Here is a 12,471-nt window from a genome sequence, read left to right as displayed (position 1 = left end):
GCACGAGGCGGCCGCGCCGGACGTCAGGGGATTTCCGGGGTGGTGGACGGCAGGAGGGGCCGGGCGACGACGCGGTTTCGCCCGTCGTGCTTGGCGGTGTAGAGCAGGTCGTCGGCGAGGTTGAGCAGCGCGGCCGGGTCGCCCTGACCGCTGGCGCAGCCGATGCTGACAGTGACGCGCAGGTCCGCGCCGAGGTCCGTGAGTTCGAGCGTTTCAATGTGGGCGCGCAGGCGTTCGCACAGGATGTCCGCTTCGGGGTGGGCGGTGCCGGGCAGGATCAGCAGGAATTCCTCACCGCCGTAACGGGCGACGGTGTCGCCGGCGCGGATGGCGCTTTGCAGCGCGTGGGCGACGCGGACAAGGACGGCGTCGCCGGTGGCGTGGGCGTAGGTGTCGTTCACGCGTTTGAAATGGTCGACGTCCACGAGCGCGAGCGCGGACGGAGTGGTGGCCGGGAGGGTGGCGAGGACGTCCTCGGCGCCGCGTCGGTTCATGATGCCGGTCAGGGGGTCGTGGCGGGCCTGGAAGGCGTAGCGTTCGGCCTGGAGGTTCAGCAGGGCGTTACGGTCGCGCAGGGCGTTGACTTCCGCGCGGATGCGGTCGGCTTCGGCGTTGAGGTCCTGCATGACGGCGCGGTGGCGCGCGTGCGCTTCGAGCTGCTCGATGGTGAGCGCCAGCAGTTCCTTGTGGACGCGCAGGGCTTCGCGGTGGTCGCCGCTGCGTTCGTGGAGGTCGCTGAGTTCCGCGAGGAGGTTCAGGACGTCACGGCGGGCGCCGTGCTGCTCGAACAGGGTGCGCGCGGCGTGGTACTGCTCGGTGGCGCGCTGGCGGTCGCCGAGGGCGGCGTAGCTGCGGGCGAGGTCGGCCACGGCGACCCCTTCGAGGCCGCGGTCGCCGGAGGCGCGGCTCATGCGCACGGCGCGGCGGGCGGCGTTGAGGGCGGCCTTGAGGTGCTGCTGCGCGCGCTCGAGTCCGGCGATGGCGTGCCAGGCGAGCGTGGCGAGCACGCGGTCCTCCTGGGTGGCGAGGGTGGTGAGCAGGGCGCTGCGGGTGGTGCGGGCGTCACGGAGGTCCTGGGTGGCCTGTTCGGTGCGGCCGCGGCTGGTGGCGTCCTCGAATTGCCCGACGAGGGCGCGCAGGCGGTTGGCGAGGAGGTAGCCGCGCATGTTGGGGTCGGTGTCGCCGCGGGCGTGCAGGGTTTCTTCGAGGACGTGGAGGTGGTGGAGGGCGTCCTTGTGGTGGCCGAGGGCGTTGGCGTGGTACGCGAGGTTCACGAGGATGGTGTCGCGGACGATGCCGTCGTGGTCGCGCAGGAGGTCGTCGGCGGCGCGCAGGTCCTCGAAGGCGCCCTGTTCGTCACCGTAGGCGAGTTTGGTGAGCGCGAGGTTATTGAGGACGCGGGCCTGGCCGTCGAGGTCACGGTGTTCGCGGGCGAGGGTGAGCGCGACCGAGAAACGCGTGAGGGCTTCCTGGTGGTGCATGAGGCGGGATTCGATGACGCCGAGGACGTTCAGGGCCAGGACGGTGCGGTGGGGGTCGTTGAGGTCAAGGGCCGCGTCGAGGGCGCGCAGGGCGTGGGGGCGGGCGACGCCGGCGTTCTGGTCGCGGTGGTGAATGGCCTGGTCGTACGACGCCTGAAAGGCGTCGCTGTCGGGGGTGGGGGGCGTCAGGTGATTCACGGTGTGGGTGGCGGGTCCGGTCCGGTGGGGCCATCATGACCAGTGGGGGTGTGAGGGGCTTGAGGGGATTCTAGAGGGAGAAAACACACGAATTCCTCACCACCTGTCTAGGTAGGTAAATGTCCACACCACGTGCTGGAACGTGCTTCCACCCCGCGCCAGCGCCGCCCACCACCCCTTCAATGGCCAGGGGCGCCCCCCCAGTGTGGGGGGCGCCCCTGGCCGACCTGCGTTACTTGCGGGCCGCTTCGATCAGGGCGGGCACGATGACGTTCACGTCCCCGACGATGCCGTAATCGGCGACCTTGAAGATCGGCGCCTCGGCGTCCTTGTTGATCGCGACGATGTACTTGCTCTTGCCCATGCCGCTGAGGTGCTGCACGGCGCCGGACACGCCCACAGCGATGTACGCCTTGGGCTGCACGGTCTTGCCGGTCTGCCCGACCTGCTCGGCGTAGGGGCGCCATCCGGCATCCACAACGGCGCGCGTGGCACCCACGCCGGCGCCGATGGCGTCCGCGAGGCCCTCAACGAGGCTGCTGAAGTTCTCGGGGCTGCCGACGCCGCGGCCACCCGTGACGACGACGTCCGCCTCGCCGAGCGGCACGCGCGAGGTCTTCTCGACGGTCTTGCCCGTCACCTGCACGCGCGCGGCGGGCAGGTCGAGGTCCACGTCGTACTGCTCGCCGGCAGCGCCGGTCGCTTCGGCAGCGGGGAAGCTGCCGGGCTTCACACTGACCACCACGACGGCCCCTTCAGCCTCGACGGTTTCGGTGACGCGCGCGAGGTAGGTGTAGCGCTGCGCGCGCAGGGCGGCGCCCTGTGCCTGCAGGCTGATGGCGTCCTCGAGGTACGGCGCGTCGAGCTTCACGGCGACGCGGGGGGCGTACTCGCGGCCGGAGCGGCTGCCGCCGATCAGGATGGTGTGCGCTTCGCCTTCCTGCGCGATCTGGGTGGTGGCGGCGGCCCACAGCTCGGCGTTGTACTGCGCGAGCGCGGCGTGGTCCGCGACGAGCACCTGGTCGGCGACCTGCGCGGCCTCGTTGGCGATGGCCGCGACGCCCTGGCCGAGCACGAGGACCGTGATGGGGCCCTCGCGGCCGGCGCTGCGGGCGGCGCTCACCATTTCCAGGGTGCTTTTGCTGAGTTTGCCGTTGGTGTGTTCGGCGACGATCAGGATCATTACGCGATCACCTTCGCTTCGTTGCGCAACAGGCCGAGCAGTTCCTGTGCGGCGGCCTGCGGGTCCTTGCCGTCAATGACCTTGTTGAGGCGCGCGCGGGTCTGGATTTCGGCGCTGACGACGCGGACTTTGGGGGTGGCGCCGTACTGGCCGAGGTCGTCCTTGCGGAGTTCCTTCTTTTTGGCCTTCATGATGTTCGGCAGGGTGGGGTAGCGGGGTTCGTTGAGGCCCTGCTGGGTGGTGACGACGGCAGGCAGGGTGGCCTGGAAGCTTTCGTTGCCTTCGTCGACGTCGTGGCGGCCGGTGAGGGTGTCGCCGTCGACGTTGAGTTCGTTGGTCCAGGTGAGTTGCGGCCAGCCGAGGCGTTCGGCGGTGGCGGCGCCGAGGGCCTGGCTGTCCCAGTCGGCTTCCTGACCGCCGACGAGGATCAGTTGGGCGCCTTCGGTCTGGGCGACCTGGGCGACGACCTGGCTGAGGGCGATGGGGTCGAGGGGGGTGTCGGTTTCAACGTGGATGGCGCGGTCGGCGCCCATGGCGAGGGCGGTGCGCAGGGCGTCCTCCACGCGTTTGGGGCCGACGGCGAGGGCGACGATCTCTTCGACGTTCGCGCCGTTTTCACGCAGGCGCAGGGCTTCCTCCACGCCGTATTCATCCATGCCGTCCATGACGAGGGTGGTGCCTTCGAGGTCCACGGTGGTGCCTTGCACGCGTACGCGGGCTTCGGCGTCGGGGACCTGGCGTACCAGGGTCAGAATCTTCATGCGTCCTCCGTAGCACAGTGTGCCAAATTTGTACTGAGTACAAGTTTAGCAAATGCCCGGCGTGCTGTCAGCACCCTCGCCCACGGTTCGACTGGCCTGTCCTGTCGGCGGTTCTTCTCATTTTGCCACACCTTTTTATCCAACTTTATCCCAGGCATCTTCTACCCTGAACACACCACCGCCAGACGGTGCCAATCCCCACCCCACCGCACTCCAGCCGCCCCCGCGGCCCGAGGTCACTGCCCCATGACGTCACCGTCCCCTCTGATGCCCGCTCCCCACTACACCCCCACCTCCCTGCACCTCCTGCCTGACCTCCCCGACCGCACCCCCGTCCTGATCAGCGGTCACTACACCCGCCACACCCCCGACCCCGCCCGCGCCGACGGCACCCTCCACACCCCCACCCACCACGTCCGCGTGCACGGCACGACCTTCGACCGCCCTCTGCTCGACGGTCAGGACCTCGAACTCTGGGGGCTGCTGCGCTACACCCCGAACGGCCCCACCATCCACCTGCACAACGCCCGCCAGCGCGGCGATACCCGCCTGGCCCCCAGCCTCACCACCACCCTCGGCGGCAATCTCTACAGCCTCCTCATCCACGTTCTCCCCTGCGGCACCAGCCTCACGGAAAGCCGCGACGTCCTGCGCCTGCATGGCCCCACCCTGCCCCCCGGCTTCTGGTGGATCACCGGCCAGGCCGACCCGCGCAGCGACGTCTTTCAGGTGCGCTTCGCCCGCCCGCACCTTCTGCTGGTCCCCTGAATCTGCCCCCCCATCCTGAGGGCGCCCGCCATCCCCCCGGCAGGCACCCTCAGGTTGTGGAGGCCTGCGCGCGGCCCCGCCGGGCCCCCCGCACCTCCGCACACAACGCCTGCACGTCTGCGTCAGGCGTTTCCGGCGGCACCCCCCGCAACTCCACCCGCAACGGCGCGAAGAACTGCCGGAACTCCGCATTCGCCCCCGGATGCACGCGCGCCACCCCGAACACCGTGCGCGCCGCACCCCGCTGCCCTAGCCGCGCCAGCACGTCCGCCACGCCGCCCAGTGCCTCGGCCAGCACTGACGGCGCGTCGCAGCGCTGCGCGAGACGCGCCGCCTCCAGGTGCGCGCGCCTCGCCACGTCCAGCTGCCCGGCCCGTGCCGTCGCATGCCCGAAATTCACGAGCGCATTGGCGACCTCCCAGGCACTCCCGGTGTCCTGCGCCTGCCGCAGCACCAATCGGCTCAGGGCCGCGCTGCCTCTGTGGTCCCCGCTCAGCAGCATCACCCACGCCAGGCCCGTGCGGTTCAGGGTCAGACCAGTCACGCCGTCGTACGCCGCGTGCAGCGCGAGCGCCCGCGTGAACAGCTCACGGGCGCGCGGAAGGTCACGCTCGTCCGTCGCGACGAGCGCGGCCGTGTTCAGCGCGTCCGCGAGCAGCAGCGGTGCGCCCAGCCGCTCCGCGTGCCGCACCGTGCGCGCCGCCGCCTGCCGCGCGGCGTCCAGCGCCCCGAAGTACAGCGCGCTGCGAGCCACGCCGTCCAACGCCCGCACCGCGAGCGGTACGTCCCGCAGTGCCCGCGCCAGCCCCAGCGCCTGCTCGAACCGCGCCCGGCTCTCCGGGTAGCGGCTGCGGCGGTGCAGGACCCGGCCTTCCACGATCAGGGCGTGCGCCGTGAGCGCTGGGTTGCCCGCGCGCTCCGCCGCGTCCCGCAGCGCTGTTGCCGTCGCCTGCGCCGCCTCGTGGTCCCCGAGGTGCTGCAGCACGGTCGCGAGCGCGAGCTGCAGGCGCGGGGCGTCCGGCGGCTCGGCGCGCAGCGCGCGGCGCAGGTCCTCGCGGGCGTCATACAGGTGCCCGCGCGCCACGCGGTACGTGGTGAGGTCCACCAGCGCCTCACTGAGGGTGGGCGCCGCGGGCGGGTGCGCGAGCAGCCCGCCGAGAGCGGAACGCACCGTCGGGTAGGCAGCGTCGAGGGCTGCGAACCACGCGGGCGTGCCGGTGGGCGCGGCGCGCAGCGTCGCCTGCACCTCGCGCAACACGCGGCCCTGCACGCGGGCGCGCCAGGCGGGTTGGTGGTGCAGTTGCGCGCGCGCGAAGGTGTGCAGTGCGCCCGGGTAGCGGTACAGGCCGCCGCCGACCGCGTGCAGGTGCCGGTGGTGAATCAGCGCGGACAGCAGGAAGGTGCTGGCCTGCGCGACCCGCTCGGCCCACTGCGGGTGGAACGGCCCGTCGAACGTCGCGAGGGCGGTGAGGACGCGTTGCTCGTGCGTGCCGAGCTGCCGCCACAGGGACGTGACGGGCGCGCGGTCCGCGGGTGGGACGCGCTCCAGGTGCTGGGCGGCGCCGCGCGCGCCGAGCGTCACCACGAGCGGCACCGCGAGTTCCAGCGTGAAGGGCTCACCGCCGATCAGGTCCACCAGGCGGGCGAGGTCGGCCTCGTCGGGCGCGGGCTCGTCCCGGGTCTGGTCGTGCAGGGCCGCGCGCACCGCGGCGGGCAGGAGAGGCGGGACCGGCAGGAGTGCCTCGCCGCGCGCGCCGAGCGCGGTGGACGCCGTCACAATCAGGCGCATGGAGGGGCTGAGGTGGTGGAGGTGTTCGAGCAGGGGGGCACTCAGCAGGTGCCCTTCGGGCGCGTCGAGGACCAGCAGCGTCGGGCGGCGCGCGAGCAGGCGGGCGACGCTGGCGGCGTCGGCGCTTGGCGGGGGCGTGCCGAGCAGCGCCTCGGCGATGCGCACCAGCGCGACGTCCGTGGACGGCACGCCCGCCAGCGAGACCACGTGCACGCCCCCGGGGAAGTCCGGGCGGGCCTCGCCGGCGAGCTGCAGGGCCAGGCGGGTTTTCCCGCGGCCGCTCGGGCCGGTGAAGGTCAGGATGGGCTGGCGGTGCAGGACGTCGCGCGCGGCGCGCAGTTCGTGCGCGCGGCCGTACAGGTACGGAAGGTGTGGGAGGGCGCGGGCGGCGAGGGTGACGTGTTGCGCCACGGCGGCTTCCCAGGCGGGGTCCGGTTCGGTGGGCAGATCGTCCGGGTCGAGGCGGCGCAGGTGCGCTTCGAGCAGCAGCGCGTCGGTCCAGGTGATGAGTGGGCCGGGCAGGTGCGCGGCCCGCGCGGCCAGCCAGGTGTGCACGGGCGTGGCGAGCGCGCGGCCTGCACGCGCCTCCGCGAGGCTGCGGGCGCCCTGGGCGCTGAGCGGCGCGAGGATCACGGTGCGCGGGCCGGGCGTGGGTGCCGCAGCGGGAGTGGCGCTGCCCGTGATGGTGGCGTCCGCGCGGGCGAGCAGCGGGCCGAGCAGCGCGCGGGTGTGCGGGTCGAAGCGTTCAGGCGTGTCGAGGATGACGGCGAGGCGATCGCCGGGCCGCAGGCGCTCAAGAAGGGCTTCGGGCGGGGCGCTCTGGGGTTCGCCGTTCCAGGTGGCGTGCGCCCACGCGCCGCCTTCGCGGCGGGCGCTGACGTCGTGCCCGGGGACCCGGACGGTGACGTATCCGCAGGCCTGCGCGAGCACCTCGAGGTTGCAGAGGTACGCGCTGAGGCCCGCGCCGGGCGGCGCGTGTACGCGGAGTTCGCCAGGGGTGGGGGCGTTCAGGAACGTGGCGGCGTGCGTGTGTGCGTCGTCGCGTTCGAGCAGGCGCCCCGGCTGCGTGGCGGGGGGGTGTGGGGGGCGTCGTCGATGACGGCGCGTCCGCGGCCGCCGCGTTTGGCGCTGTACAGGCGGCGGTCGGCGTCGTCGAACAGGGTGTCGGGCGGGGTGTGCTGTGGGGCGTGCGCGGCGCCCATGCTGACGCGCAGCGGGTGTGGGCGCGCGGCCAGGGCGTTCAGGAGCGTGGCGGCCCAGGCGGGAACGTCGGCGAGGGGCGCGCGGGTGAGCAGCGCGAACTCGTCGCCGCTGAGGCGGTAGGCGTGCCAGCCGGCGGGGAGGTGCGCGGTGAGGGTGAGGCCGAGGTCGCGCAGGGCGTCGTCCCCGGCGCGGTGGCCGAAGGTGTCGTTGATGAGTTTGAGGTGGTCGAGGTCGCACAGGATCAGGGTGCAGGCGCCCTCGTGCAGGTGGGTGCGCAGATCGTGTTGGAAGTCCGACCGGGTGGGCAGGCCCGTGAGGGTGTCCAGGAAGGTCGGTGACACAGAGCCAGTGTGGCATATGGACTTCGTGCCTGCCGGGGCAGGGTGGAATCTCAGGTGGGGGTGCGGGTGGCGTGTGCGGTCGGGGCGCCTGAGGGTGGCGTGTCTCGGGACCACGAAGGCCTGCAGGGGTGTCGTCGCAGGGAAATTCACACATGACAATCGTTTAATGTTGAATTATCTGACCGTTCGGTGTACGCTCCAGCCATGACCCCCATCAAACTCGCCATCGTCTACTACAGCACCTACGGCACCAACCACGCCATGGCCGAAGCCGCCGCCCAGGCCGCCCGCGAAGCCGGCGCAGAAGTGCGCGTCCTGAAAGTCCGCGAGACCGCCCCGCAGGACGTCATCAACACCCAGGACGCCTGGCTCGCGCAGCAGGAACGCACCGCGCACATCGACGAAGCCACCCCCGCCGACATGGAATGGGCCGACGCCTACCTGTTCAGCAGCCCCACCCGCTTTGGCGGCACCGCCAGCCAGATCCGCGCGTTCATCGACACGCTCGGCGGCCTGTGGGCCACCGGTAAACTCGCCAACAAAACCTTCAGCGCCATGACCAGCGCCCAGAACCCCAACGGCGGCCAGGAAACCACCCTGCAGACCCTCTACGTCACCGCCATGCACTGGGGCACCATCATCGTCCCCCCCGGCTACACCGACCCGGTCATCTTCGCGTCCGGCGGGAACCCCTACGGCGCCAGCGTTACCGCCACCGGCGGCGCCCTCAGCGAGCAGGACCTCGCCAGCATCCAGCACCAGGCGCGCCGCCTCGTGCAGGTCACGCAGCAGCTCAAAGGCCAGGCGCAGTAACTCCTCCAGGGAAGAGGGCGACGCGCAGCGCGTCGCCCTCTTCCCTGTTCGCGGGCGTTCAGGCGTCGTCCGGCGCCACCAGCGGGCGCAGGGCCGGGCGCAGCGCCGGCAGTTCCACGCGGGCGGTGTGCCACACCAGCGCCACGTCCACGCCGAAGTAGTCGTGCGCGATCAGGTTCCGCATGGCGCGCAGGTCCGCCCACGGCACGTCCGGGTAGAACACCCGCACGGTGTCCGGCACGAACTTGCTGGTCTCCCCCAGCCGGATCAGCTGCCGGAGCACCGCGTCCACGTGCAGGTCCGACGCGCGGAACGCCGCCAGCGTCAATCCGTCCGTGTACCGCTCCGCGCGGTCGATCGCGTCCAGCATTTCCGCGGCGCGCCACCGCCAGCGCTTCCGGCGCGGCGCGGCCCCCGGCGCCTCCCCCGTGAGCGGGTCGACGGCGTCCGCGAGGACGTCCCCGCGCAACGCGGACTTCAGGGCCCCTTCGGTGACGGTGTCCGTGCGGTACCCGAGCGCGCCCTCGAACCACGCCTCGGCGCGCACCAGCGTCAGCAGCCCGGCCGGCTCCGCGAACTCCACGAGGACGTCCACGTCCGACGCGGCTGTCGCCTCCGCGCGCGCCACCGACCCGAATACCCGCACGCGGCGCACCCCGAGGGCGCGCACGTCCGCCGCCCGCTCGCGGAGCAGCGCGGCGATCAGGGCGAGGCGCGGGCCGGGAATCGTCATGCGCGTTCAAGATAGCGGAGCGGGAGGGGCGTGCCACAATGGGCGCGTGATCGTCGCTGTCGGCCATGACCTGATTGAGATCGAACGCATCCGCGGCCTGCTGTCGCGGGAGGGCGCGCGCGCGAACAAGCTGTTCGCGCCGACCGAACTGGCGTACGCCGCGCGCTTCGCGGACCCCGCGCCGAGTCTCGCGGCACGCTTCGCGGCCAAGGAGGCGTTCCAGAAGGTCTGGCCGCGCCCGCATGGCTGGCAGGACGTGTGGGTCGAGCGGGACCGCACGCCCGACGGGCCGTTTCCGTTCTCGCCGCCCACGCTCGGCTTCGCGCCCGTGATTGCGCAGGAGATGCGCGAGCGCGGCTGGGTCGCGCACCTCACGCTGACGCACACGAACGAGCACGCGTCGGCGGTGGTGGTGCTGGAGGCGCGCGCATGACCGGCCTGCCCCGCCTGATCGCGACGGACCTTGACGGGACGCTGCTGCGTCCCGACGGCACGGTGAGTGCCCGGACGCGCGCCGCGCTGGACGCCCTGCGCGCCCACGGCGTGCTCGTCGTGCCGGTCACGGCGCGGCAGCCGCGTGGCCTGCGGCTCCTGCAGGCCGACGCGGGCTTCGACGGGTACGCGCTGTGCGGGAACGGCGCGCACGGCCTGCACCTGCGCACCGGCGAGGTGCTGTTCGAGGCGCACCTGAGCGCCGACACGGCCCGCGCCCTCGTGGCGGCCCTGCATGCGCGCGTGCCGGACGCGCTGTGCGTCAGCATCCGCGACGCCGGGGAAACGTTCGTCGCCCAGCGCGGGTACGAGCAGCTCGCGGTGTTCAGCGACCATAAACGCCACCCGCACGACATGACCCTCACGGACGCGCTCGGCGTGACGGACGCGCCCAGCCTGAAGCTGATCCTTCGGCACGCCACCCTCGACCCGCGCGCCCTGATGGCCGAGGTGCGCGCGCTGGGCGTGCGCGGCTTCGAGATGACGCACAGCGGCGCGCCGTTCCTGGAGGTCATGGCGCCCGGCGTGACGAAGGCGTGGGGGGTGGCGCAGCTGTGCACGCACCTGGGGTTCGGCGCGGCGGACGTCCTCGCGTTCGGGGACGCCGCGAACGACGTGGAGCTGCTCACGTGGGCGGGCACGGGCGTCGCCATGGGGAACGCGCACCCGGAAGCGCGCGCCGCGGCCGACGCCGTCACCGGCACGAACGCGGAGGACGGCGTCGCCGTATACCTGGAGCGCCTGCTCGCACAGGCAGGCGCGTTCGCGCGGGCCTGAGCGGGCGTTACAGCACGCCGAGCTCGAGGGCTTTCAGGACCGCGCGGGTGCGGTCGCGGACACCGAGTTTCGAGAGGACGTTCGAAACGTAACTTTTCACGGTGCCTTCGGTGGTGCGCAGCGCGCCCGCAATCTCGCGGTTGCTGTACCCGCCCGCGAGCAGGCGCAGCACGTCGCACTCGCGGTCCGTGAGCGTCACGGCGTCGCACGGCGTGAAGGGTTCCGCGGCGGGTCGGAACGCCTCGAGGCCGCGCAGAACGCGTTGCGTCACGGCGGGTTGCAGCCAGCGTCCGCCGCCCGCGACGGTGCGGATCGCTTGGAGGAGCTGCGGCAGGGCGACGTCCTTGAGCAGGTAGCCGCGCGCGCCCGCCTGCACGCACTCCAGGATCAGTTCGTCGTCGTCGAAGGTCGTGAGGACCAGCGTGGGCGGCAGGGTGCCATGGGCGCTGAGGCGCTGCAGGACACCGAGGCCGTCGAGGTGCGGCATGCGCAGGTCGAGCAGGACGACGTCCGGGCGCAGCTCCGGGAGGCGCTCGGTAGCCTGCACGCCGTCCTCGGCCTCACCGATGACCTGCATGTCGCCGGCGAGGTCCAACATGCTGCGCAGGCCCTGACGGACGAGCGTCTGGTCCTCGACGAGCGCGACGCGAATCACGGGTGCTCCAGGCGGTGTGGGAGGGTGGCGTGCAGGCGCAGGCCGCGACCGGCGAGCGTTTCGATGTTCAGATGCCCGCCGATGGCTTCGAGGCGTTCACGCATGCCGCGCAGGCCGCAGCCGAGCCGGAGGGTGGCGGCGCCGCGGCCGTTGTCGCGCGCGCGGAACTCCAGGCCGCCGGGCGTGTCGGTGAACGTGAGCCACAGGTGATCCGCGCCTGCGTGCCGGACGGTGTTCGTGAGGACCTCCTGCACGCAGCGGAGCAGGACCTGTTTGCGGACGTCGTCCGGTTCGGGCAGGCCGTCCGGGTACTCGACGATGACCTGCACGGTGGAGACGGCGTCGGTCAGGAGGGTGAGTTCGCTGCGGAAGTCGAGGGCGGCGCGGTCCCGCATGGACTGCACGGCTTCGCGGACGTCGCCGAGCAGGAGTTTCGCGAGGGCCTGGGCGCGCATGACGTGCGTGCGCGTCTGGTCCTCCTGGGTGATGTACGCGGCCACTTCGAGGTTCATGGTGAGGGCGGTGAGGTGGTGGCCGAGCAGGTCGTGGAGTTCGCGGGCGATGTGCAGGCGCTCGGCGTTGCGGCTGGCGTCGGCGAGGCGCTGACGGGTCGCGCGGAGTTCGCGGACGACGGCGGCGAGCTGGTGACGGGCCTGCACCTCACGGGCGGCGACGCGGGCACTGGCGACCGCGAAGCCCTGGAAGCACAGCATGCCGCTGGTGTACGCCCACGCGTCCAGGGCGGGCCAGTTGCCGAGGAGGACGGCGGCGAGGCCGGCGGTCTGCGCGAGCACCCACAGCAGCGAGTGGCCGAGGCGGAGCAGCAGGCCCACCTGCGCGGCGGTAACGAGCAGCAGGCCGGACAGGAGGCTGTTGCCGTTGAAGATGTGGTTGGCGAGCAGCGCGAGGAGCACTTCGACGCTGATGAGCGTGAGGGGGGTGAGGTGCGCGGCGCGGCCACGCCAGGGCCGGGTGGCGAGCAGGAAGACGCCGGCGAAGCCGAGCAGGCACAGGGTCCAGGGGAGGACTTCGTCCGGGGTGAGGCGGCCGGGTTTGGCGGGCAGGGCGAGGAGGGCCTGCGCAATGACGGCGACCCAGGTGGCCAGGCCCGTCCAGCGGATGATGGTGCGGAGTTCGGCGTTGGGCGTGGGCAGTTCGGGCATGGGTCCGTCCTGGGTGTGGGAATGCCGAGGGGACGGACGCGTGCGCGTGCCGTGGTGCGCAGCACCCTGCTTGGCCCCTCCCCCCGGATTGGCGTTGGTTGCGGTGCTGGTCTG

12 protein-coding genes are annotated in these 12,471 nt (G+C 72.3%); 4 read left to right on the top strand and 8 right to left on the bottom strand.

Annotated features, from left to right (window positions below):
• Positions 1-23: 23 nt before the first annotated feature.
• The 3 genes from DEIMA_RS16845 to DEIMA_RS06355 all read right to left on the bottom strand — a co-directional run bounded on the left by DEIMA_RS16845 (position 24) and on the right by DEIMA_RS06355 (position 3,623).
• Positions 24-1,679, bottom strand: a complete 1,656-nt coding sequence (locus DEIMA_RS16845) for a GGDEF domain-containing protein (protein WP_013556408.1) — start codon at positions 1,677-1,679, stop codon at positions 24-26.
• Between the two features lie 232 nt (positions 1,680-1,911).
• Positions 1,912-2,862 (bottom strand): electron transfer flavoprotein subunit alpha/FixB family protein, encoded by a 951-nt coding sequence (locus DEIMA_RS06360; RefSeq protein WP_013556407.1) that lies wholly within the window; start codon positions 2,860-2,862, stop codon positions 1,912-1,914.
• A complete protein-coding gene (locus tag DEIMA_RS06355; RefSeq protein ID WP_013556406.1) occupies positions 2,862-3,623 on the bottom strand; it encodes an electron transfer flavoprotein subunit beta/FixA family protein in 762 nt (253 codons plus the stop codon). The genes DEIMA_RS06360 and DEIMA_RS06355 overlap by 1 nt, the downstream gene beginning before the upstream one ends.
• A gap of 267 nt (positions 3,624-3,890) precedes the next feature.
• On the opposite strand from DEIMA_RS06355, the gene DEIMA_RS06350 reads away from it, so the two are divergent.
• Entirely contained in the window at positions 3,891-4,391 is a 501-nt protein-coding gene (locus DEIMA_RS06350) for a hypothetical protein (RefSeq protein ID WP_043816511.1), read from the top strand.
• Between the two features lie 49 nt (positions 4,392-4,440).
• On the opposite strand, the gene DEIMA_RS06345 is transcribed toward DEIMA_RS06350, so the two are convergent.
• Positions 4,441-7,110, bottom strand: a complete 2,670-nt coding sequence (locus DEIMA_RS06345) for an ATP-binding protein (RefSeq protein ID WP_013556404.1) — start codon at positions 7,108-7,110, stop codon at positions 4,441-4,443.
• A gap of 77 nt (positions 7,111-7,187) precedes the next feature.
• On the bottom strand, positions 7,188-7,724 hold the full coding sequence (locus tag DEIMA_RS06340; RefSeq protein ID WP_013556403.1) for a GGDEF domain-containing protein: 537 nt from the start codon (positions 7,722-7,724) through the stop codon (positions 7,188-7,190).
• 204 nt (positions 7,725-7,928) lie between these two features.
• On the opposite strand from DEIMA_RS06340, the gene wrbA reads away from it, so the two are divergent.
• The gene (gene wrbA / locus DEIMA_RS06335; RefSeq protein ID WP_013556402.1) at positions 7,929-8,537 is read left to right on the top strand and encodes an NAD(P)H:quinone oxidoreductase; all 609 of its coding nucleotides are present in this window, start codon (positions 7,929-7,931) and stop codon (positions 8,535-8,537) included.
• Positions 8,538-8,595: 58 nt separating this feature from the next.
• On the opposite strand, the gene DEIMA_RS06330 is transcribed toward wrbA, so the two are convergent.
• Positions 8,596-9,270, bottom strand: coding sequence for a HepT-like ribonuclease domain-containing protein (locus DEIMA_RS06330; RefSeq protein ID WP_013556401.1), 675 nt, complete (start codon positions 9,268-9,270; stop codon positions 8,596-8,598).
• Between the two features lie 46 nt (positions 9,271-9,316).
• Between DEIMA_RS06330 and DEIMA_RS06325 the strand changes: the two genes are divergently transcribed.
• Together DEIMA_RS06325 and DEIMA_RS06320 are read left to right on the top strand one after the other, a co-directional pair.
• On the top strand, positions 9,317-9,703 hold the full coding sequence (locus DEIMA_RS06325) for a 4'-phosphopantetheinyl transferase superfamily protein (RefSeq protein WP_013556400.1): 387 nt from the start codon (positions 9,317-9,319) through the stop codon (positions 9,701-9,703).
• On the top strand, positions 9,700-10,539 hold the full coding sequence (locus tag DEIMA_RS06320; protein ID WP_013556399.1) for an HAD family hydrolase: 840 nt from the start codon (positions 9,700-9,702) through the stop codon (positions 10,537-10,539). The genes DEIMA_RS06325 and DEIMA_RS06320 overlap by 4 nt, the downstream gene beginning before the upstream one ends.
• Before the next feature lie 7 nt (positions 10,540-10,546).
• Here DEIMA_RS06320 and DEIMA_RS06315 read toward each other — a convergent pair whose 3' ends face one another.
• Together DEIMA_RS06315 and DEIMA_RS06310 are read right to left on the bottom strand one after the other, a co-directional pair.
• Positions 10,547-11,194, bottom strand: coding sequence for a response regulator (locus tag DEIMA_RS06315; protein ID WP_013556398.1), 648 nt, complete (start codon positions 11,192-11,194; stop codon positions 10,547-10,549).
• On the bottom strand, positions 11,191-12,357 hold the full coding sequence (locus tag DEIMA_RS06310; RefSeq protein WP_013556397.1) for a sensor histidine kinase: 1,167 nt from the start codon (positions 12,355-12,357) through the stop codon (positions 11,191-11,193). Before DEIMA_RS06310 ends, DEIMA_RS06315 begins: the two co-directional genes overlap by 4 nt.
• Between the last annotated feature and the right edge of the window lie 114 nt (positions 12,358-12,471).

The sequence above is a fragment of the Deinococcus maricopensis DSM 21211 genome, assembly GCF_000186385.1.
GTDB lineage: Bacteria > Deinococcota > Deinococci > Deinococcales > Deinococcaceae > Deinococcus_B > Deinococcus_B maricopensis.
The sequence above is the reverse complement of the archived record's forward strand: the minus strand, read 5'-3'. Positions and strand labels throughout refer to the sequence as shown.